At 62.6% G+C, this 22,014-nt stretch carries 20 protein-coding genes; 13 read left to right on the forward strand and 7 right to left on the reverse strand.

Features of this window, described 5'->3' with window-relative positions; all coding sequences use genetic code 11:
* Together BLW40_RS04065 and BLW40_RS17325 are read left to right on the forward strand one after the other, a co-directional pair.
* Nucleotides 1-247: IS5/IS1182 family transposase (locus tag BLW40_RS04065; protein ID WP_074765839.1), on the forward strand; the 247-nt coding region annotated here is incomplete at its 5' end.
* A 257-nt stretch (nucleotides 248-504) separates the two neighbouring features.
* The gene (locus tag BLW40_RS17325; RefSeq protein WP_139305486.1) at nucleotides 505-2,022 is read left to right on the forward strand and encodes a hypothetical protein; all 1,518 of its coding nucleotides are present in this window, start codon (nucleotides 505-507) and stop codon (nucleotides 2,020-2,022) included.
* Nucleotides 2,023-2,250: 228 nt separating this feature from the next.
* On the opposite strand, the gene BLW40_RS04075 is transcribed toward BLW40_RS17325, so the two are convergent.
* The 7 genes from BLW40_RS04075 to rpsF all read right to left on the reverse strand — a co-directional run bounded on the left by BLW40_RS04075 (nucleotide 2,251) and on the right by rpsF (nucleotide 7,684).
* Nucleotides 2,251-3,120 (reverse strand): universal stress protein, encoded by an 870-nt coding sequence (locus BLW40_RS04075; protein ID WP_074765845.1) that lies wholly within the window; start codon nucleotides 3,118-3,120, stop codon nucleotides 2,251-2,253.
* An 82-nt stretch (nucleotides 3,121-3,202) separates the two neighbouring features.
* Nucleotides 3,203-4,732: a bifunctional aminoglycoside phosphotransferase/ATP-binding protein gene (locus BLW40_RS04080; RefSeq protein ID WP_074765848.1), complete on the reverse strand. Its 1,530-nt coding sequence runs from the start codon at nucleotides 4,730-4,732 to the stop codon at nucleotides 3,203-3,205.
* 5 nt (nucleotides 4,733-4,737) lie between these two features.
* Nucleotides 4,738-5,292: a dCTP deaminase gene (dcd, locus tag BLW40_RS04085; protein WP_074765850.1), complete on the reverse strand. Its 555-nt coding sequence runs from the start codon at nucleotides 5,290-5,292 to the stop codon at nucleotides 4,738-4,740.
* A 129-nt stretch (nucleotides 5,293-5,421) separates the two neighbouring features.
* Nucleotides 5,422-5,982, reverse strand: a complete 561-nt coding sequence (gene rplI, locus BLW40_RS04090) for a 50S ribosomal protein L9 (protein WP_074765852.1) — start codon at nucleotides 5,980-5,982, stop codon at nucleotides 5,422-5,424.
* Nucleotide 5,983: 1 nt separating this feature from the next.
* On the reverse strand, nucleotides 5,984-6,931 hold the full coding sequence (locus BLW40_RS04095; protein ID WP_244511044.1) for a DUF2232 domain-containing protein: 948 nt from the start codon (nucleotides 6,929-6,931) through the stop codon (nucleotides 5,984-5,986).
* A 49-nt stretch (nucleotides 6,932-6,980) separates the two neighbouring features.
* Nucleotides 6,981-7,256 (reverse strand): 30S ribosomal protein S18, encoded by a 276-nt coding sequence (gene rpsR / locus BLW40_RS04100; RefSeq protein WP_002728119.1) that lies wholly within the window; start codon nucleotides 7,254-7,256, stop codon nucleotides 6,981-6,983.
* On the reverse strand, nucleotides 7,256-7,684 hold the full coding sequence (gene rpsF, locus BLW40_RS04105) for a 30S ribosomal protein S6 (RefSeq protein ID WP_021131212.1): 429 nt from the start codon (nucleotides 7,682-7,684) through the stop codon (nucleotides 7,256-7,258). The genes rpsR and rpsF overlap by 1 nt, the downstream gene beginning before the upstream one ends.
* Nucleotides 7,685-7,984: 300 nt before the next feature.
* Between rpsF and BLW40_RS04110 the strand changes: the two genes are divergently transcribed.
* The 11 genes from BLW40_RS04110 (at nucleotide 7,985) to BLW40_RS04160 (ending at nucleotide 21,994) form a co-directional block, all read left to right on the forward strand.
* Nucleotides 7,985-9,145 carry an ABC transporter substrate-binding protein gene (locus BLW40_RS04110; RefSeq protein WP_074765854.1) on the forward strand — a complete coding sequence of 387 codons (1,161 nt, stop codon included), beginning with the start codon at nucleotides 7,985-7,987 and terminating at the stop codon, nucleotides 9,143-9,145.
* 12 nt (nucleotides 9,146-9,157) lie between these two features.
* Nucleotides 9,158-10,033, forward strand: coding sequence for a branched-chain amino acid ABC transporter permease (locus BLW40_RS04115; RefSeq protein WP_074765856.1), 876 nt, complete (start codon nucleotides 9,158-9,160; stop codon nucleotides 10,031-10,033).
* A 1-nt stretch (nucleotide 10,034) separates the two neighbouring features.
* The gene (locus BLW40_RS04120) at nucleotides 10,035-10,982 is read left to right on the forward strand and encodes a branched-chain amino acid ABC transporter permease (RefSeq protein WP_074765858.1); all 948 of its coding nucleotides are present in this window, start codon (nucleotides 10,035-10,037) and stop codon (nucleotides 10,980-10,982) included.
* Complete coding sequence (locus tag BLW40_RS04125; protein WP_074765859.1) at nucleotides 10,979-11,740, forward strand: ABC transporter ATP-binding protein; 762 nt, start codon at nucleotides 10,979-10,981, stop codon at nucleotides 11,738-11,740. Before BLW40_RS04120 ends, BLW40_RS04125 begins: the two co-directional genes overlap by 4 nt.
* A gap of 14 nt (nucleotides 11,741-11,754) precedes the next feature.
* Complete coding sequence (locus BLW40_RS04130; RefSeq protein ID WP_074765861.1) at nucleotides 11,755-12,459, forward strand: ABC transporter ATP-binding protein; 705 nt, start codon at nucleotides 11,755-11,757, stop codon at nucleotides 12,457-12,459.
* 86 nt (nucleotides 12,460-12,545) lie between these two features.
* Nucleotides 12,546-15,161, forward strand: coding sequence for a bacteriohemerythrin (locus BLW40_RS04135; RefSeq protein WP_074765863.1), 2,616 nt, complete (start codon nucleotides 12,546-12,548; stop codon nucleotides 15,159-15,161).
* A 333-nt stretch (nucleotides 15,162-15,494) separates the two neighbouring features.
* Nucleotides 15,495-16,379 (forward strand): hypothetical protein, encoded by an 885-nt coding sequence (locus BLW40_RS04140; protein WP_074765865.1) that lies wholly within the window; start codon nucleotides 15,495-15,497, stop codon nucleotides 16,377-16,379.
* Between the two features lie 282 nt (nucleotides 16,380-16,661).
* On the forward strand, nucleotides 16,662-18,263 hold the full coding sequence (locus BLW40_RS04145) for a TolC family protein (RefSeq protein WP_170834519.1): 1,602 nt from the start codon (nucleotides 16,662-16,664) through the stop codon (nucleotides 18,261-18,263).
* 9 nt (nucleotides 18,264-18,272) lie between these two features.
* Nucleotides 18,273-19,001 carry a hypothetical protein gene (locus tag BLW40_RS04150; RefSeq protein ID WP_074765869.1) on the forward strand — a complete coding sequence of 243 codons (729 nt, stop codon included), beginning with the start codon at nucleotides 18,273-18,275 and terminating at the stop codon, nucleotides 18,999-19,001.
* Between the two features lie 82 nt (nucleotides 19,002-19,083).
* Complete coding sequence (locus BLW40_RS04155; RefSeq protein ID WP_211656711.1) at nucleotides 19,084-20,307, forward strand: HlyD family type I secretion periplasmic adaptor subunit; 1,224 nt, start codon at nucleotides 19,084-19,086, stop codon at nucleotides 20,305-20,307.
* 10 nt (nucleotides 20,308-20,317) lie between these two features.
* Entirely contained in the window at nucleotides 20,318-21,994 is a 1,677-nt protein-coding gene (locus tag BLW40_RS04160) for a MotA/TolQ/ExbB proton channel family protein (RefSeq protein ID WP_139305487.1), read from the forward strand.
* The last annotated feature ends 20 nt before the right edge of the window (nucleotides 21,995-22,014 follow it).

The following is a 22,014-nucleotide window of genomic DNA, read 5'->3' on the forward strand; positions in this document are numbered from 1 at the left end:
GGGCTACGATAGCAACGCCGTCCGCCGCAAGATCGAGAGTAAGGGCGCCGCGCCAAACATCCCCCCCAAGGTCAATCGACGCTGGAAAAACTGCTTCTCGCCCGTTCTCTACCGAGACCGTAACGCCATCGAGAGAATGTTTTGCCGACTCAAGGACTTCCGCCGCATCGCCACCAGATACGACCGACTCGCCAAAAACTTCATGGCGGCGGTCTGCATTGCCGCAACCGTCAGTTACTGGTTATGAGTCCTGACCCTAGTCCAGAAATTTAAACCGGACAGCCGTGGGGGGATCACGGCGTTGACGCGATCGTCAGACAGGCCGGTGGCCAACTCATAATTTAAAATAGAAGATACCCCGTCAGTAAAAATCTAATTTTACACGAATCCATTGTTGTGGCACCCTCATGAAGGGATCGACATTGGGTGAAATGTATCGCCTGACGCGACTTTCGGTGACAGTTGATTTCGTTGTTCATAATATTGCGATTCTCGGGGGGGGATATGACTGCGTTCTATCATAATATACAAATTGATATTGTTAAAATATTGTTGTATTTCAAGAAGTCTTTTTTGGCTGCGGCAGTCTTAATTCGTCGTACAATTCAGCTTATGGTGGCCCGGGTCCGGCCGAGTAGATCTGTTTATGACCGTATAATTAATAATTTTGATGACGTTTCCGTTTCTAAAACTGAAATATACAGAACACTCACTATTGATAGTGAATTTGAAAAAATTAAATCATTAAAATCAAAAATGATGCGAAAGAGTGTTGGCTTCTTTGTGTGTTCTGTATTTTTAATATTATTATATATATTGATATTCATGATTAAAATACCGCTGAGATATGTTGAGGGCGTGTTCAGGTGGGTGGATCGGCGTCGTCTGAACAGACTCTGTGAAGTTGATGAAAAAATTAATCAGCTAAATATTTCATCCGATGTCTATTATAGAATGGAACTCAGGCATGCCGCCCTTCTTCGGGCGATAGACCGGGAGAAATCTCTCGAAATATACCAGGAAATAGCGAAGATTGGACAAGAGGATAAGAAAGATGATGATGATAAAAGGACTGACAGGATTGATTTTTTATTTGAATCGGTAAAGCCGGACGTAGCCCCTGCTGAGGGGGATAGTGGACGGTCTGGGATCCCCTCATCCGCAGCAATTGCAACCAATGAATCGGCCTCAGACGTGTCGGGGGGGGCTTGGGATGCTATTGGTGCGTTCCTGGGGAATCCGACCCCTCGCGCAAGCGGTAATGTATCTTTTGAATTAAAGGAAAAGAAAGAGAAGAAGCCGCCGGAAGATTCAGAAAAAATCTCTGCAGATATTAGGGCGTATAGAATTGCAACGACAGACCTATTTGTTGAGAAGGCGATCAGGAATCTTGAGCTTGATTCAGAAAAATATATAAAGCGTGGTCGTGTGATGTTTACATCTGCAATGTGTATTCTGCTGTTTGCGATATTGGTTTCTCTTCATATGACATTTGATGTTGTTCCTGTATTGGAGAAAAAAGTTCTCTGCGAAATTTATGAGATTAAATTTTTGTGCGAGCATCGAGATACCGGGACGGAGTCGGGCAATCGAGTCTCATCTGAAAGTAAGGAAGAATTCTATAAATATATTGTCGGCGTAGATCTGACAAAAGAAAAGGCTTCAGTCATAAAACAACATGAGATAATGAGCTTTCTTCAGGAATTTGCTAAGTCGTTTACGTTTTATGGATTCTTGGTTTTGTTTGCGGTTGGCCAGTGGCGATATGGCAAGGCGCTAATGGATCAAGCAGAACGTTTTCGTGAAAAGAGGCACGCGCTACGCCAAGGGAGATTGTTTATTCACCTGCGTGACGGCAAGGTGACGGTTGAGGAACTGGAAAAGGCATTTTCGTGGAACCTCTCGACCGGTAATGCCTTTGCCAATATCCCGACCGAGGCTTCGGCTCCGTGGGGAGGCATTATCAAAGATGCGATCAAGGCCATCAGCGAAAAAACCAAACTGAACGTGAAGGCAAGTTAAACCGATCTCCACAATTAACCAGGAGGCCAAAGCCCCCTGGTTCAGCCGGGTTGATCCGGGTTACGGCGACGAATTGAGGAAGCGGCGTATGCCCCTGTAATCCCCAATTATTAGCGGGGGTTGGACATAGAACTCATGCGGCCAATTTCAGTTTCTGGGCGGGGAGGAGACGAGACGCGGTCAGCCTGACCCGGCCGGGCGGCGAATGGCCGCCCGGCCGGAATCGCGTCAATGACACATCAGGCAATGGATCGGGGCGCGGTCGATCACATGGCGCGTTACGCCGCCCAGGATCAACTGGCGCAGGCGCGAGTGGGTGTAGGCCCCCATCACCAGCAGGTCGGCCCCGCTGGCGGTGGCCTGACGCAGCAATTCGGCGGCGGCGGCCGAGGTCGGGGCCTGGGATACCAGGGTCGAGGCAGCGATCCCGTTCCAGGCCAGATAGGCCGCCAGTTCGCCCGCCGGGGCGGCGACTGCGCCATAAGCATGTTCGGTGACGGTGAGGATGGTGACGGTCTCGGCCTCGTGCAGGAACGGCATCGCCCAGGCGACGGCACGGCTGGCTTCGGCGCTGCCGTTCCAGGCGATCGCGATCTTGCGGCCGAACGGGACCGGCGGTCGGGCCGGACATAGCAGCAACGGCCGACCGGCGGTCAGCAGGGCGGCGTTCAGCGTCGTCATCGCCGGGATTTCTTCGTCTCCGGCGGGATGGCCGCAGACGATCAGGTCGGAAAGCCGTCCGCGCCGGACCACTTCGTCCTCTTCGCGTCCGGTCAGGTCGATCCATTCCGCCGACAGTTCGGGAACCGGAGTCTGCGCCAGTGGGGCGTCGAAGCGCTGGCGCGCCTCTTCGAACGATTGACGGGCGGTCTCGGCCCGCTTGGCGGCTTGAGCCTCGGCCATCGAAATCATTTCATCGACCATCGCTGCCGACAATCCCTCGCCGATCAGCGGCACCGCCAGCGCTGGATCGGTGCGGACGTGAAGCGCGGTGACATGGCTGCCGAAGCGCCGCCCCAGGCCGAGCGCGGCGTCGAGCACTCCCGCCGTGGTTCCGGCATCGCCGACGGGCACCAGAATGGTTCGGAACGCGGACATCTTAGCCTCCCCGATAGTCATGTCGGGTCATTATGCGCCGGTGCCGCACCGATGCAAATTCGCCATCGCCGCAGGAGAGGTATTACAAACCGAGGGAGGCGCGGGCGGCGGCCAGGGTGGCTGGCTTGTCCTGGCCGCTGTCGATCCGGGTCCAGTCGATCGGGCCGGTCGAATAGGTGAGCTGGCGCTTCAACACCTCGGGCGTCGCGTCGGACACGTCGGGCCGCCGGTCAACGATCCGGGCGGCGGCGATCTCGGGGGCGACCTCCAGCCAGAACCCGGCAAACGGCAGGGCGGCGGCCTTGGCGACGGCCTCGATTGCGGCGCGTTGTTCCGGTTTTGCGAACACGGCATCGGCGATCACCGGCAGACCGGCGGCCAGCAGGCGGGCGCAGGTTTCCTCAACCGCACGGTAGGTGCGGTCGGTGACGGACTCCTCATACCCCTCCGGACCCAGCCGATGGTCGGGCGGGACGCCGAGAAGCTGTTTGCGGACCGCGTCGCTGCGCACCACCACGGCTCCAGGCACGCCGAGCAGCGGGGCGAGGTCGCGGCCGAGGCGAGACTTGCCGCTGCCCGACAGCCCTCCCACCGCGATCAGGCGCGGCGGCGGCGGTGCCAGATAGGCGCGGGCGGCGCTCAGGTAGGTCCGCGCCTCGGCACCCTGACGGTCCCGCGCTGGCCCGGCCTCGGCCGCTGCGGCGGTGGTAGCCAGCACCAGGGCGCGGACGGCGGCGCGGAGAGACAGGAACAGAGGCAGGGCGGTGGCCCCGTCGTAATCGCCGGTGCGGTCGAGATAACGGTTCATCACCCGGCAGGCCAGCCCCCGTTGACCGCGATGGTCGAGGTCCATCAGCAGGAAGGCGAGGTCGTAGAGCAGGTCGATGCAGGAATAATCGTCGGAAAACTCGATCGCGTCGAACAGGGTCGGGCGGTTCTCGACCAGACAGATATTGCCGAGATGAAGATCGCCGTGACAGGCGCGGACCCGCCCGCTTTCGCGCCGCGCCTCCAGCAAAGGCGACAGCCGTTCCAGCGTGTTCCGCGTCGCGCCGTCAAGCGCCTCGATCTCGGCTGGGTCGAGGATCGCTGGAGACGCGGACAGCAGCGCGGCGCGGTTGCTGTCGATCACCCGGGCGATCCCGGCGCGTCCGCCCTTGTCCGGGCGGATCGGGGCGGCGGCGTGGCAGGCGGCGACCGCATCGGTCAGTCCGTCGATCCGGTCGGTATCGAGCTTGCCCGCGTCGGACAGCCGGTCGAACAGGGTGGATTGGTCGAAGCGCCGCATCGCCACCACCCATTCCTCCGCCGGACCGGCTCCATCGAAGGCAAGCCGCCCGTCCGCCTCGCGGGTGATTGCGACGATGCCGAGATAGAGGTCGGGCGCGGTGCGGCGGTTGATCGTTAGCTCGGCCTCACAGGCGGCGTGGCGCGCCGCCAGGGTGGAGAAATCGAGAAAGGGCAGGCGCACCGCTTTCTTCAGCTTGAAGACGCGCTCACCCACCAGGAACAAAGTGGAGATGTGGGTGTCGATCCGCTCGACCGTGCCGCCGCCATGAGAGGCCGGATCGGCCAGAAAGCCGATCGCCGCCAGTTGCGACGGGGCGTCCATCGCGGTTACAGCCGGGGCAGGGTGACGCCGACTTGCCCCTGATACTTGCCCGAGCGGTCACCATACGAGGTTTCGCACGCCGACTCACCTTTCAGGAAGATGAACTGGCAAGCGCCTTCATTGGCATAGATCCGCGCCGGAAGCGGGGTGGTGTTGGAGAATTCCAGCGTCACATGACCCTCCCACTCGGGTTCGAGCGGGGTGACGTTGACGATGATGCCGCAGCGGGCATAGGTCGATTTGCCCAGGCAGATCACCAGGACGTCGCGCGGAATGCGGAAATATTCGACGGTGCGGGCCAACGCGAAGCTGTTGGGCGGGATCACGCAGACGTCGGTGTCGCGATCGACGAAGCTGGCGGACGAGAAGTCCTTGGGATCGACGATCGCCGAATTGACGTTGGTGAAGATCTTGAACTCGCGGCTGACCCGGGCGTCGTAGCCATAGGAGGACAGGCCATAGGAAATCACGCCGTCGCGCTGAAGCTTTTCGGTGAAGGGTTCGATCATGCCCTTGGTGTGGGCCTGCTCTCGAATCCAGCTATCGGGCATCACGGACATGATGGGCGTTCCCTATCCTTCGAAACACGGAAGAGCGATAGCATTCGCCCAGGCAAACGGCAAGAGGGCGGCCGAACCCGATCAGGTCCGGCCGCCTTCATTCCTTCGGGCGGACATCCGCCCCCGAAATCAGCCAGCGATCTCGGCGTCTTCGGCGGTCTCGTCGACGATCTCTTCCTCGATCTCGTCCTCGGTCTCGAGGGCTTCGATCTCGGCACCGGCAGCGGCGGCACGCTCGGCTTCTTCCTGCGAGCGGGCGACGTTGATGGTGACGATCACCGCGACTTCCGGATGCAGCGACACGCGGACGGCATAGCGGCCGAGGGTCTTGATCGGGTTGTCGAGATTGACCTGGCGGCGCTCGATGGTGTAGCCGGCGGCCTTGATCGCGTCGGCGACGTCCTTGCCGCTGACCGAACCGTAGAGCTGGCCGCTTTCGCCGGCCTGACGGACCATCAGCACGCTGAGGCCGGTCATCTTGTCGGCGACGGCCTGGGCCTCGTCACGACGCTTGAGGTTCAGGGCCTCAAGCTGGACACGCTGCTTTTCGAAGAAGACCAGATTGGCCTTGGAGGCGCGCAAAGCCTTCTTCTGCGGCAGCAGAAAATTGCGGGCAAAGCCGGGCTTGACGTTGACGACGTCGCCCATCTGGCCCAGCTTCTCGATGCGTTCGAGCAGGATGACTTCCATGTTATTTCTCCTTTCCGCCGCCGCTGTCGCCGGTCGGGCGGAATCGCGTCACGAACCTCACCAGTCCCAGGCCGGCCACGAGCAGCAAGGCCCATGCCGAGACCAGGAACAGAACCCCATACACCGCCACGAGGAGCATCCTCGCATTGGGTCGGCCGGCAGCCCAGCCATGCACCGCCGCCAGCCCGGATAGGGCGAACGGAAACAGCGTCACCACCGCAATGCTGCGGCCGAGATAGCCAAGGTCGCCCTCGACCATCGTTCCGACCGCCACCGCCGTCACCAGAACCACCCCCAGCCAGCTGGGAAGGTCCATTTCGCGGCTGTAGGCCGGGCTTGGCCTGCGGTTGTGTCCCGTCCGGACCAGGACCGACTGGGCCAGACTGGCGTTGACCAGGGTCATTGCCAGCCACGACCCGCCGACCAGGGCGGGAAAGAACGGCACCCACCATTCTGCGACCTGCTGACGCTGGGTGGCGTCGAGCGTCGGCGTCAGCAGATCGAGGGTGCGGCCGACGGTGGCCGAGACCCAGTCCTGCAAACCGCCGGGCTGGAGATCGGTTCCACCCTGTCCCGAAGCCAAGGCGGCCCCGATCAGGATAAGAACGATCGCCATGCCGGTCAGCCAGCCCAGGACCAGCCCGGGCGGATACCATTCGACCGCGCCGGAGGGCGTGGTCCGCCACAGCAAAGCCTGTCGGGCCACGATCACCGCCGGAACCGCCACCGCCAGTCCGAAGGGCAGCGAAGCCGCTCCCCCGGACAAGACGGCGATGGCGATGGTGGCCACCGCACCGGCCAGACCGGCTGTTGCCGCCCCCCGCGCCAGTCCCGCGATCATCAGCGGAAGCGGCGCGAGATAGGTCAGCAGCATGCCGATGGCCAGACCTTCGGACAGGGATGCGAACAACAGCGCGGACAGCAAGCCTGCCGCCAACGCGATTCCCACCGTTCTGTTCACAGCGATCTGGCCAGCCCCGGATGCATCCTCGTCAGCCTCACTTCACCACATAGGGCAGCAGGCCAAGGAAGCGGGCGCGCTTGATGGCCTGGGCCAGCTCACGCTGCTTCTTCGCCGACACGGCGGTGATGCGGGACGGCACGATCTTGCCGCGTTCGGAGATGAAGCGCTGGAGGAGCTTCACGTCCTTGTAATCGATCTTCGGCGCGCCCTCGCCCGAGAACGGGCAGGTCTTGCGGCGGCGGAAGAAGGGACGGCGCGGCTGGCTGCCGGCGGCGGGACGCGGGCGTTCCTGGGTCTTGTCTTCGGACATCACTCGCCTCCTTCGATCCGGCGGGGTTCACGGTCGTCGCGACGCGGACGGTCGCTGCGCGAACGGTCCTCGCCGTCGCCCCGACGCGGGCGGTCATCGCGGCTGTTCTTGGACTGCATCATCGCCGACGGGCCTTCTTCCAGCTCCTCGACGCGGACGGTCAGGGTGCGGAGAACGTCTTCGTTGATCGACATCTGCCGTTCCATCTCTTTGACGGCGGCCGACGGAGCGTCGATGTTGAGAAGGACGTAATGGCCCTTACGGTTCTTCTTGACCCGATAGGTGATGTTGCGCAGGCCCCAGAATTCCTTCTTGGAGACGGTGCCACCACCCTGGACAATGATGTTGGAGAGTTCTTCGGTCAGGGCTTCCACCTGCGGGGCGGAGATGTCCTGACGCGCGATGAACACGCTTTCGTACAAAGGCATGAAAAACCCCTTTTGGCTTTTCTCTTCCCCTTCGCCCCCAATGGGCGAACGAGCATAGCCGGCTCCCCGGTTGGGGGTCGGCAAGGGTTGAAGCGCGTGAATATACACGACCGCCCCCGCGATGCAAGGCCGGAAGTGGCGGTCGGGCCGCATCCTGGGCTGGCCTGGGGGAAAGGGCCGCCCTCGTGCGGATTTGGCGGCGCTGTCGTGGTGGAAGCCGTTGCCCTTCCCCCGTTTCCCCCGCTAGATATCGCAATGGCGGGGCGGTTCCGCCGGTTCGGTTCGGCGAAGGGGGCAGCAATGGGTCGTTTCGTGCGGTGGCGGGCGTTTCTTCTCGGGGTTGGAGCGGTCTGGGCCTGTCTTGGCGCGGAGGCAGCGATCGCGGCCGATCCGATCCGGATCGGATCGTTCCTGTCGGTGACCGGACCGGCCTCGTTCCTGGGCGAACCGGAAAAGAAGACTCTCGAACTCTATGTCGAACGCGCTAACCGCGACGGCGGCGTGCTGGGCCGACCGATCGAACTGATCATCTATGATGATGGCGGGGCGGGCGAGAAAGCCGCGACGTTTGCCAAGCGTCTGGCCGACAGCGACAAGGTCGATGTGCTGATCGGCGGCACCACCACCGGGACGACGATGGCGGCGGTGCCGATGGCCGAGCGGGCCAAGGTGCCGCTGATCTCGCTGGCGGCCGGGATTCCGATCATTGATCCGGTCAAGTCGTGGGTGTTCAAGGTGCCCCACACCGACCGGATGGCGGCGGAAAAGGTCATCCTCGACATGAAGAAGCGCGGGATCGCCAAGATTGCGCTGATCTCCGAGGATGCCGGGTTCGGCAAATCCGGTCACGATCAGACCGTCGCGGTGGCCCGCGAGAATGGGATCGAGATCGTCGCCGACGAGGTCTATTCCGCCAAGGATCCCGACGTCACCGCCCAATTGACCAAAATCAAGAACAGTCCCGGCGTCCAGGCGGTGTTCAATTTCGGCGCGGGCCAGGGACCGGCGATCGTCACCCGTAATTTCCGCCAGTTGGGGATGACGGTTCCGCTGTATCAGTCGCATGGCGTCGCCTCGAAGGATTATATCCGTCTGGCTGGCGAGGCCGCCGAGGGGGTGCGCCTGCCCGCCGCCGGTCTGGTCGTTGCCGCCCAGCTTGCCGCCACCGATCCGCAAAAGCCGGTCGTCACCGCCTTCAAGTCCGAGTACGAGAAGACCTTCAAGTCCGAGGTCTCGACCTTCGCCGGTCACCCCTACGACGCGCTTCAGATCGTGCTGGCCGCGATCAACCGCGCCGGAAGCACCGACAAGGCCAAGGTGCGCGACGAGATCGAAAAGACCTCGGGCTATGTCGGCACCGCCGGGATGGTCTCGATGTCGCCGACCGACCATATGGGTCTCTCCCCCTCGGCGTTCCACATGGTAGAAGTCCGCAAGGGCGACTGGGTGTTGCTTGATTGAGCCGGGGGGAGAATGTTCGCCGAATTCCTGCAATACCTGTTCTCTGGCCTGACCTCCGGGGCGATCTACGCCCTGGCCGGGTTGGGCTTCGCCATCATTTATAACGCCAGCAATGTCATCAATTTCGCCCAGGGCGAGTTCATCATGATCGGCGGGATGACGACGGCCACCCTGGCCGCGGCGGGAACGCCGTTGTGGCTGGCGGTGGCGCTGGCCCTGGTGGTGGCGATGCTGGTGGGGATGGCGTTGGAGCGGCTCGCGATCGAACCGGCCCGCGATGCCGACGTCGTCACCATCGTCATTATCACGATCGGTGCCTCGATCTTCCTGCGCGGCGCGGCCCAGGTGATCTGGGACAAGGAATTCCACTCGTTGCCCGCCTTTTCCGGCGAGGTTCCGATCAGCCTGGGCGGCGCGACCCTGATGCCGCAAAGTCTGTGGGTGATCGGCGTCTCGGCGCTGGCGATCGCCCTGTTGTGGTGGTTCTTCAACCGCACTTTGTTCGGCAAGGCGATGTTGGCGACCTCGCACAACCGGCTGGCGGCGCAATTGGTCGGGATCGGGGTCAAGCGGGTCCTGCTGGCCAGCTTTGCCCTGTCGGCGCTGCTGGGCGCGGTGGCGGGGGCGGTGGTCACCCCGATCACCTTCACCAGCTACGAATCCGGGATCATGCTGGGGCTGAAGGGCTTTAGCGCCGCGGTGCTGGGCGGGCTGGGCAGCGGCCTGGGCGCGGTCGTCGGCGGTTTGATCGTCGGTCTGGTCGAAGCGCTGGCCTCGGGCTATCTGTCCTCCGCTTATAAGGACGCGATCGCCTTCATCATCATCTTGTTCGTGCTGTTCTTCATGCCGAGCGGCCTGTTCGGCCGACGCGGCACCGATCGAGTCTGACATGACCCTGTTTCGCGCCCGCACCGGCGGGCTTCTCCTTCTCGCCGCGATCATCGCCCTGGTGCCGCTTGGCCTTGGCAATGGCTATTTCTACGATGTCGCCGTCAACGCGATGTTGGCCGCGATCGTCTGTATCGGCCTCAACCTGCTGATCGGCTATGGCGGCCAGATCAGTCTGGGCCATGCCGGATTCTTCGCGCTGGGGGCCTATGGTTCGGCGATCCTGACCGGCCGCTTCGAGCTGGCCCCGTTGGCGGCGCTGACCCTGTCGGCGGCGGCGGTCGGGCTGGCCGCCTTTGTGCTGGGGCGGCCGATTCTGCGGCTGAAAGGCCATTATCTGGCGATGGCGACGCTGGGGATCGGCATCATCATCCATATCGTGTTGAAGACCGAATCCGGTCTGACCGGCGGTCCCGACGGTCTGGCGCTGGGCGACTTTACCGTGCTTGGCCTCACCGTCTCGGGCGAGCGGGATTGGTATTGGGTCGCGGGGGGCGTGCTGCTGCTGTCGGTGTGGCTGTCGTTGAATCTGATCGATTCGCCGCTGGGCCGGGCCTTGCGGGCGGTGCATGGGTCGGAGGCGGGAGCCGAGGCGGCCGGAATCGATTCGTCTGGCACCAAGGTCTTGGTGTTCGTGATCTCGGCGATGTTCGCCTCGGTCGCGGGCAGCCTGTTCGCCCACAAGAACGGGTTCATCACCCCGGATATCGGCAGCTTCTTCCATTCGGTCGAACTGGTGACGATGGTGGTGCTGGGGGGGATGGCCTCGACCTTCGGCGCGCTGGTAGGCGCGGTGATCCTGACCCTGTTGCCGCAGATGCTGGCCAGCTTCGAGCAATACGAGGCGATGATCCTGGGCGCGATCATGATGGGGACGATGATCTTTCTGCCCAAGGGGCTGCTGCCCACCCTGATCGGACTGATCCGTCGCGGGAGGGGGACGCGATGAGCCTGCTGCGAATTGAAAACCTGTCGAAGGAATTCGGCGGGGTCCACGCGATCGAGGATCTGAGCTTTTCCGTCGATTCCGGCACCATTCATTCGATCATCGGCCCCAACGGCGCGGGCAAGACCACCCTGTTCAACCTGATGACCGGGGTTTATGCCCCCAGTGCCGGGCGGGTGCTGTTTCAGGGCAAGCCGGTCACCGGGTGCAAGCCGTTCGAGCTGGCGGCGCTGGGGATGAGCCGCACCTTTCAGAATCTCCAGATCTTCTTCAACATGACCGCGCTCGAGAATGTGATGGTCGGCCATCACCTTCACCTCGACCGCCGTCTGATCCCTTCTCTGCTGACCCTGCCGTCGCTTCGCCGCCGCGACCGCGCCGCCCGCGATGTCTGCGCCGGTCTGATGGAGTTCGTCGGCCTGTCGCGCTATCTCGATGCCGACGCGGCGCAGATGCCCTATGGCGCGCTGAAGCGCCTCGAGATCGCCCGGGCCCTGGCGGCGCGGCCGCGGCTCTTGTTGCTCGACGAACCGGCGGCGGGATTGAACGCGACCGAAAGCCGCGAGATCGACGAGGTGATCAAGCGGATTGCCGCCTCGGGCGTCACCGTGGTGCTGGTCGAACACGACATGAAGATGGTGATGGGGATTTCCGACCATATTCTCGCCCTCGATTACGGGCGCAAGCTGGCCGAGGGAACCCCGGCCGAGGTTCGGGCCAATCCCGAGGTGATCGCCGCCTATCTCGGCGTCCAGGCGTAGGGGAGGGAAGACCGATGTTGCTCGAACTCTCCGGCCTCTCCAGCCATTACGGCCGCATTCCCGCCCTGAAAGGGATAGATATCGAGATCGCCGAGGGCGAGCTGGTCGCCCTGGTCGGGGGCAACGGCGCGGGCAAGACGACGTTGCTGCGCTGTCTGTCCGGGGTGCAGCCGGTCAGCGGCGGCACGATCCGCTTCGATGGCGCCGACATCACCGCCATGCCGCCGGACCAACGGGTCGGGCTGGGGATCGGCCAGTCGCCCGAAGGCCGTCAGGTGTTCGGGCCGATGTCGGTCGAGGACAATTTGCGGCTGGGCGCCTATCGCCGCCACGGCCCGGACGTCGCCCACGATCTGGAACGGATGTACGACCTGTTCCCGATCCTGCGGCAAAAGCGGCGCGAGGCGGCGGGGACGCTGTCGGGCGGGCAGCAGCAGATGCTGGCGATTGCCCGCGCCCTGATGTCGGCCCCCCGCCTGCTGTTGCTCGACGAGCCCAGCATGGGGCTGGCCCCGCTGCTGGTCGCGGAGATTTTCGCGATTGTCCAAAGCCTGAAGGCGGCGGGAACGACGATCTTCCTGGTCGAGCAAAACGCCTATGCCGCGCTGAAAATCGCCGATCGCGGCTATGTGCTGGAGACGGGATCGGTGGTCCTGGCCGACCGGGGCGACCGTCTGCTTGCCGACGAACGCGTCCGCGAAGCTTATTTGGGGCTGTGAAAACCTATACTTTTTCCTCCCTTTACGGGGAGGTGGCCCCGCTTATCCCCCGTGTTATATAGGACTTAAGGGACGGGGAGGATGGGATGCCGTTATTGCGTAAGATCGAAGTCACCACCGGCGTCTGGTGGGTCGAGGTGCCCAAGGCGGGGCTGTGCGTGCTGTGCGGCTGTCCCGCCGATGTCGTCAAGCATCTGATGAAGCGCGGCCTGATCGTCTCGACCGAGATCAACGGCGTTCCCTTCGAAACCGGCCCCAACGCGATTTTGCTGTCCGACGCGATGGTGCAGAACGGCAGCTTTTCCAATCTGGCCGAGTTCCCGGTGCTACAGATGCTGTATCGCCAGGGAATGATTCTGCCCGGCCATCCCGGCAATACCGGGGTCAAGCCGTTGCTGCTGGGCAGCGCCGATCAGGTCCAGGCGCAGATGCAGTACATCTATCGCGGCAATTACGGCTTGGTCAGCGAGGACGAGATTGTCGAGGCCGGAATCGATCCGGTCACCGCCCATGCCATGATGCGGATGAAGCTGAAATTCGCCTTCGGCCAGATTCGCCATCCCGCCGATCTGCTTGATACCCGGATCGTCGATACCGATCCGGTCGAGATCAGAAACGGCGTCACGGTGCGGCGGATGCTGTTCAACGTCTTTCAGTTCTCCTATCAGGGCGAGACGGCGGTGGTCGATCTCAACCTGCCGCCGTCCGAGACCTACGAGCCGCCCTATCCGCTCGGCTTTCACCAGTTGCGGCGCGAATATTTCGCCGTGGTTCACTCCGGCGAGGGCGATGGCTGGGACATCAACCGCCCCAGCATGGCCTCGATCGTGATGTTCCAGGGACGGATCTTCCTGGTCGATGCCGGTCCCAACATCCTTTATTCGCTGAACGCGCTGGGGATCGGCGTCAACGAGATCGAGGGGATTTTCCACACCCATTCCCACGACGATCATTTCGCCGGTCTAACCACGTTGATCCGCTCGGATCACAAGCTGAAATATTACGCGACGCCGCTGGTGCGGGCGGCGGTGGCGAAGAAGGTCGCCGCGCTGTTGTGCATCGAAGAGGAGGCGTTCGCCGATTATTTCGACGTCTGCCCGTTGGCCGAGGGCGAGTGGAACCTGATCGACGGGCTGGAGGTGATGCCGGAATTCTCGCCCCATCCGGTCGAGACGACGATCATGCATTTCCGGGCGATGTGGGAGGGGGGCTACCGTACCTATTCCCACCTGGCCGACATCTGCCGCCTGTCGGTGCTGCGCGATTTCATCACCGACGATCCCGCCGCTCCCGGGATCGATCAGGAGATGTACGACCGAATCGCCGCCGCCTATCGCCGTCCCGCCAACGTCAAGAAGATCGATGTCGGCGGCGGGATGATCCATGGCGACGCCTACGATTTCCGCGACGACCGTTCGGGCAAGATCATCCTGGCCCACACCTCGCACCGCAACACCCGCGCCCAGAAGGCGATCGGCTCGACCGCGTCGTTCGGCACCATCGACGTGTTGATCCCGTCGAACCACGATTTCATCTGGCCGTTCGCCTACGAGGCGCTCGATTCCTATTTCCCCGGCATTCCGCGCCACCAGATCCGGGTGCTGCTCAACAATCGGGTGGTGACGTTCAATCCGGGGACGATCCTGATCAAGGAACGCACCGTCAACGACCATATCTATCTGGTGCTGTCAGGCAGCGTCGAGATGATCCCGGTCGAGCAGGAGACCCGCAGCGTGCTGTCGGCGGGCGCGTTGATCGGCGAATTGTCGGGATTGTTCGGGGCGCTGGCGTCGGAGACCTACCGTGCCACCAGCTTCGTCCAGACGCTGGCGATTCCCTGCTCGCTTTACAGCGAGTTCGTCCGCCGCAACGACGTCTTCCCCGGCCTGTCGCGGGTGCAGGAGCATCGCGAGTTCCTGCTGCGGACGGCGTTGTTCGGCGAGGTGGTGTCGTCGCGCTCGCTGAACCGGATCGCCCAGGCGATGACCCGATGCCTCTTCGAAGGCAACCGGCCGATTGATCCCGGTCCCGGCATGGTCGGGATGATCAAGAGCGGCACCGCCGGGCGCTATCTTGGCGACCACATGTTCGAGACGCTGCGGATCGGCGATTATTTCGGCGAGGAGGCGGCGGTGTTCGCGACGCCCAGCCTGTTGCGGGTCCGCGCGATCGACCCGTGCGAGGTCTTTCTGGTCCCGGCCGAAGCGTTGCGCGACATCCCCTCGGTGCGGTGGAAGCTGTTCGAATCCACCACCAAGCGGATGCGGGCAATGATGGAGGCGGGCGAACATGCCCGGGTGCTGATCCGCTGGAACGACGATTACTCGATCGGGGTGCAGCGGATCGACAGCCATCACCGGCGGCTGTTCGAGATCAGCAATTCCGTGCTGGACCTGATGGACCGCGATTGCCCCGCCGGAGAGGTGACGGATTCGCTTGGGCTGCTGCTCGATTACGCCCGCTTCCATTTCGGCGAGGAAGAGACGCTGATGGTCCGCTACAAATACGGCGACACCAGCAGCCACCGCGCCCAGCACGCCCGCCTGCTCGCGCAATTGGAGGAGATCCGGGCCGCCGTCGCATCGGGTGTCGGCTACAAGAAGTCCGAGGTGCTGACCTTCCTCCAGGACTGGATCGTCGCCCACACCCTGTCGGACGACCGCCGCGCCGCCGCCTTCCTGAATTCGAAAGGCGTGTACTAATCTCCTGCCAGACTCAAACCTCCCGGATCGCGATTATCCCGGAGCGAGCGAGGCGAAAGCCTTCCGCTTCTTTGGGCATAGTCGCTATAGCTGGTGTATAGGGAGGGAGGCACACAATGTTGCTTATTGACACCCCTCGGTAGGGATAATTTAAATATTATTCGATAATAGTTCTTAGCGGGCTGTATGCTGGCTTGCCGGAATTGAATCGAATTATGACGCTTCGTGCCGGAATGTAGTGCAGGCGACTCCTTCGAGGCGATCCCGAAACTATGGTTTTCGACCTTTTCCACATTGGTACCTACCGATGGGGAGTGTAAAACGGGAGCTTAAATGACGTTTTCGACCGATAGCCTTCGGGATAATCAGGCCTTTGCCCAATCGTGGCAGAAGGTGCATGCCGCCATCGAGGCGGGCGCGCCGCTTGAGTCCGTCGTGTCTGTCGCGCCCGAATTCCCCGCCCTTGTCGCTGGTAGGTTGCAGCCTTTGCATCAGGCCCTGCGCGGTTTGGGGATGATGGCCCCCGATCTGGCCGATCAGGGGCAGCGTCTGGTTGCGGTGACGGAGACCTATGTTCGGCTCCAATTCATCGACCGTGCCGCCCAAGGGCGCGAGATCGTGCTCGACGTCACCCGCAACGGCAACGCCTTCCTGTCGGGGCGGCGCTACGAATCCGCTTTGTCGCGGGTCAGCCTGTCCGACGCCGAGATCGCCGCCACCAGCATTTTGAAAATCGACATCGACCGGGACAACGGGGTTCTGGTCGTCACGTTCATGACCTTCGACGGTCGCCCGGCGCGGATCGTGTTCCGGCCGACCCAGCCGTCCGATCCGCTGGTCGAGGGGACGATTCCGCCGCTGGCGCTCGACTCGCTGCGCCACAACGGCCATCGCGAGGAACTGCGCCACCTGATCCGCGTCGCGCTGGAGACGGCGGAGCGGGACGGGGCGTCCAGCGGCTTTTTCCGTCGGCTGGCCAATCGTCAGGTCCGCCGGGCTTATGCCGACCGCCGGATTCTCGATTCGCTGAAGGCCGCGATCGCCGATGCCGCGCCGGGCGCAGAGGTCGGGCCGCATGTTCCGGCGACATTGGACCGTATGACAGAGACATTGTTGCATCGTCTTTCGGCTGAAGGCGAGGCCGGAGAGCTTCTCGCCGTCCGTGCCCTGGTCGCGATCGGGGTTCATCGCCTTATGGGCGAAGTCAGGGCTGACTAATAATAACAAAGAGGATCGTAAGATCCATTTGACGCGCAGCAAGGGTCGCGAATTGGCGTTCGTCACAATTTGGCAATGAATTTTACGTAATCTTGATCTATATGGTGTGCTATTCCGAAGATATACGCCATGGCGTTGGGGCGCGGGGCGAAATGGGGTGCTGAAGTGTTTGTGCGTGGTCTTCTGAAGCAGCGTTCCTTTGGGGAAATGACGGTCGGTGCGGTTTTGGTGTTTGCAGTGGCCGCTCCACTCCATGCCCAGGACGCGGCGTCGGAACCGTTATTGCCTTTGCCTGTTCCGCGCGGGCAGGTCGAGTCCGACGAATCGCCGGTTCGGGCGCGCGGGGGCCTGGAAATGCCGCCCAGTCTGGCCGAGCGGGGGCGTCCGGCGGCAAAGTCGGCCGAGTCCGACCCGGCTGCCGCCGCTCCACCACCGGACTCCGCCGCGAAGGGCGCGGGCGAACCGCCGCTTGCGCCGGAAGGGATTGATCGCGGGACGATGCGGGCGGTTTTGCTGAGGAAACTCGGCGGCGGCGACGTCCTGACCCTCGACCCCGATCCCAACAATCCGCCGACGGTAACCGAACCGCTCGACATGGGCGAAGCCGTCGCTTTCGCGCTTAAGAACAATTTCGAGATCAAGGCCGCCCGCGCCAAGGCGCAGGGTAGCCGCTGGGAATTTTTCGGCAGTATCGGCCAGTATCTGCCCCGGCTCGAATATGAACGGCAGACCGGCAGCCAGCGATCTTCGCCCGGTTCCTATCACATCATCAAGGATTCGACCGACACAACCCAGAATCCGCTGGTCGATGTCAGCAAGCACCATACCTGGACCCGAACCTACAGCGTCAAGCAGCCGCTGATCGATCTTTCCATCGTCGCCGACATCTTGAACCGCGATCAGGTTCACGACGCCGCCAGCGCCGACGAGACGGCGACGCGGGAACGGGTCGCGCTCGACACCATCACCTGCTTTCTGCGGCTGGTTCGCTCGCGCCTCACGATCGGATTCGCCACCAGTTACAAATCCAACCTCGACCGGTTGGGCGAGCGGATGAAGGTCCGGGTCAGCGGCGGCGGGTCGAGCGGGGTCGAACTCGACCGTATCAATGCCCGTTCGACCAGCGCCCGCTCGGCGATGATCGAGGCCGGGGCGGAATATCAGGCCGCTTTGGTCGAATTCCGCCGTCTGACCAACGTCACCCCGATCAAGCTCAGTCTGCCCGCGCGGCTGATGCCCGACGTGCCGGGGCAGGTCGAGGAGGTGCTGATGCGCGCCCTGCGGATGAACCCGGAATATCAGGTGGCGCAGTTGAAGGCCGACGCGGCGCTGACCGCGACGTGGAAGCAGATGACCGCTTTCCTGCCCAAATTGTCGATGCAGATGACCGACAGCCGGACCTTCAACGCCGGTGGCGTCAGCCAGGAAGATCCGATGATGACCGATCCGTCGCCGGTCTATCCCTATGTCAACGACCGCCGCCTGATGCTGGTGTTCAACTGGACGCTGAACGGCGGGTCCGATATCGGCCAGAGCCTGGCCAATGCCGCCTATGCCCGTCAGGCGTCGTATGTGGCCTCCGACACAAGGCTGCGGCTGGAGGAAAGCGTGCGGACCAGCTTCAGCGCGCTCAACGCCGCCAACGGGCTGGTCGACTCGACCAACCGCGCCCTGAATGCCAACGCCAAGGTGGCGACGGCGTTCGACGAACAGTTTCTGAACGGTAATCGTCAGTTGCTGGATCTGCTCGATGCTTACGAGCGGCTGTATCAGTCGCAGAACGAACTCAGCCGCCTGCTGATCTCCGAAGCCACCGCCAGCTTCCTGGTGCGGCGGCAGATGGGGGAACTGGTCGAGGCGATCGTGGTCCGGACCAAGGAGTGAGCAACGGCGATGGCTGACAGCAACCGCGAGATGAATTACTGGCCGGGCTTCGTCGATGCTCTCAGCAATGTCGTGCTGACCCTCGTCTTCGTCCTGGTTGTCTTCGTGTTCGCTTTGCTGATCACGTCGAGCAAGATGCAGCAGAAGACCGTGCAAATGGTCGAGCAGCGGCTGGAGCAGGAGCACACCTCGTTCGCCAAGCTGTCCGAGGTCGAGGCGAAGCTGGCCGAGACGCAAAAGGCCCGCGACAAGCTGGCCGCCGACCTCGCCGATTTGCGGGCGGTCAACCAGCGGCTCGAAGCGTTCCGCCAGTCAGTCCGCGACAAGGAAGCGGCCTCGACCCCCAGCGTCGTCGAAAAGCCGCTGGACCTGAAGAACGCCGCTCCGGCCAAGCCGGTCGATGGGGCCACCGATTCGGCCGAGATCGTCGGCGGCAACGTCATCATCATCACCTATCCCCGCGCCGCGGTGATGCTGAACGATACCTCGCGGGCGCAATTGACCAAGCTGCTCGAAACCTATCGCGCCCGGTTGCCGGGGACGATCGCCACCATCGATTCCGTGATGGGGTTGGAAACCTATAGCGAAGGGCGGCGGATGGCCTATTACCGCGCCCTCGACCTCCGCAACTTCCTGCTTGAGAAGAAATACGCCGGCAGTCAATCGATCAAGATCACCACCAAACAAGGCAAAGGCCAGGGCGATGCCAGGATTGAACTCCGATTCGTCCGCCCCTGAACCGGGGTCCGGGCCGGGACGGAAACGTCCGTTCTGGTCCGGATTCACGAGCCGTCTGGAGGCGCCGGAAACCTATCTGTGGTTGATTACCCTGCTTGTCGGGGTGGTGATCCTGTGGGCTGCGCTGGCCTCGGTCGATCGCGTCGTCCGGGTCGAGGGCCGCATCATTCCGGCCGGGCGCGGCCAGAGCATCCAGCATCTCGAAGGCGGCATCGTCGCCGCGATCCTGGTGCAGGAGGGGGCGGTCGTTCGCAAGGGCGAGGTTCTGATCGCGATCGACGACACCACCGCCCAGACCTCTCTGGCCGAAACCCGCGGCAAGCTCGACGGGCTGCGGATCAGGGCGGTCCGGCTTGAGGCCGAGGCGCAGGGGCTGCCGACGATGAAGGGGGGCGACATCCTCCACAACAACCGGGACTTGGCCGAGTCGGAAGCCCGCTTGTTCACCGCCCGCCGCCAGAAGCTCGCCCAGGAGACCTTGATTTTCGAAGAACAGATCCGCCAGCGCACGGCGGAATTGCGCGAGATCGAGGCCCGTCAGGTCAAGTTGCGCGGCGAGTTGGAGACGGCGCGCGAACGCAACAAGCTGATCGTCGGAATGGCGTCGCGCAACGCCGCCTCGCAGCTCGAAGTGTTGGACGCCCGCAGCCGCGAGCAGCGGCTTCAGACCGAACTGAGCGACGCCGAAGGCAGTCGTCCCAAGATCCTTGCCGCGATCGCCGAATCCCAGGCCCGCAGCCACGAAGCCGCCGCGCGCTATCGCGCCGAAGCCCAGAGCGATCTGTCCGCCACCCTGGTCGAGATCGAGCGGATGGGCAATATCATCACCGGTCAGGCCGACCGCTTCATACGGACCGAGGTCCGCGCCCCGGTCGATGGTATCGTCAACCGCATTCTGTCCAACACCGTCGGCGGCGTCGTCAAGCCGGGCGACACCATCATCGAGATCACCCCCAGCGCCGCAGAGGTGCTGGTCGAGGCGCGGGCGCGGCCCAGCGACCGGGGCGATTTGCGGGTGGGCCTGCCCGCCAAGGTCCGCGTCAGCGCCTTTGACATCGGCGAGTTAGGCCCGTTGAGCGGCCACGTCGTCGAGGTCAGCGCCGATACCGTGCCCGACGGCAAGGGCGACCCCTACTATCGCGTTGCCATCCTGGTCGATCATATCCCGCAATCGTATTTCGGCAAAAAAATAGTGCCTGGTATGACGGTAACGGCTGATGTGATTACGGGGCAACGTACTATTTTGCAGTACATCACGTCACCATTTACCAGATTCTTGTTCAACGCTTTTCGCGATGCCCGCTAGGAATTCGAGCATGATAAAGTTTCGTTCCAGTTTCTTGCAAGCGATTGCGCCAATTGTCCTTCTTTTCGTGGTGGGGGTTACCCATCTCGATTTCGTGATGATGGCCATTCGCGGGAACATGCTGCTCAACTCGATGATCCTGCTGGTGGGGTTGGGGGGCTGTGTCCTGTGGCTCGTCAACCTCGTTCAGGCCGAGCGGGAGCACACTGCGCTCAAACGCTTCTCGCGCGAGGTCGGCGACGGGGCCGACATGAACGAACTGCTCGCCTCGCCCTGGCTGAAGGGGCGCGCCGTCCAGGATTACCTCGCCAATCTGGCTCATACCGACGGCAAGCTGTCGTCGCAATTGGACCAGTCGGCGATCGAGACCGAACTCGATCAGTTGCGGGCCGAACTCGATTCACGGATGGAACTGCCCAGCTTCCTGGTTGGTTTCATGATCGCGATGGGGCTGCTCGGCACCTTCATCGGTCTGCTCGAAACCCTGACCGGCATCAGCGGGATGCTGGACGGAATGGTCAACGCGCCTGCGGGCGATTCGATTGATGCCGAATTCCTGAAGCTGGTCGGCCAGTTGCGCCATCCGCTGGCGGGCATGGGCATCGCCTTCTCCGCCTCGATGTTCGGCCTGCTTGGCAGTCTGATGCTGGGGATGATGCAATTGACGGTGCGCCGTCACGCCCGGCTGGTGCTGGGCGAGGCGCGCAACCTGTTCAACCGTCTGGTCCAGCGCGTCAAGGGCCCGGTCGGCATCGCCGGAGCCAGCGAGGCGATCCGTACCGGCGGCGTCAGCGAATCCTTCCTGTCGACCTTCATCGCCGACCTGACCAGCAACATGAACCAGATGCTCGAACTGTTTCACCGCTCGCAGGACGGCTCGCTGGCCCTGGTCAGCCGGATCGACAATCTGGCGGTTCGCCTCGAAGAGGTCGCGGGCGCGATCGAAAACAATATCGAGGCGGTGCGCCGCACCAACGATCTGCTCGGCTTTGGTCCCCGGATGAAGGAGACCAACGAGGAATTGCTGGGCGAAGTGCGCGCGCTGCTGTCCAACAACCAGGACCGCCAGAAATCGATGATGCGTCTGGCCGACACGCTGAGTTCGATTGATCAGAAGATTTCCGCCTCGAACGACGGCACCCGCAGCCATTTCGACATGGTCGGCAATTTCAACATCCAGAGCCTGGCCAAGCTGGACGAGGCGGTCGGCGTGCTGCACGCCGTCAACGACCAGACCTCCGACAGCGAAACCAAGCTGGACCGCCGTCTTCAGGCGCTGTCGTCTGCCACCACCAATATCGGCGCGACGATGCAGCAGATGACCGCCAAGCTCAGCGAGGTCGCGGTCAGCAGCCAGTCCCAGATCAACGCCCTGGGGTCGGTCCAGCAGGTGCTGCGCGACTCGTCGGTCGAGATGCAGAACCTGCTGTCCGGGTTGCAGGAAAAGATGCAGCGGGTCCAGGAAGTCGAGATCGGGGCCACCCGTCACCTCTATGGCATCAAGGAATCGTTCGACGGGATGAACACGCTGCTCGAACCGTTGAAGGGAATGGCCCAGGGCGTCGGCAAGCAGACCTCGTTGCTTGAAGCCACCCTGGAGGAAATGCGAATGTCGCAACGCAACATGATGCGCGAACTGCGTGCCGAGGTCAGGGACGTCACCCGCCAGCAAAACGCTGGTACCTGATCCGGGATGACCGCCGCCGG

It is taken from the genome of Magnetospirillum fulvum, from assembly GCF_900108475.1.
In the GTDB taxonomy this organism is placed as follows: domain Bacteria; phylum Pseudomonadota; class Alphaproteobacteria; order Rhodospirillales; family Magnetospirillaceae; genus Phaeospirillum; species Phaeospirillum fulvum_A.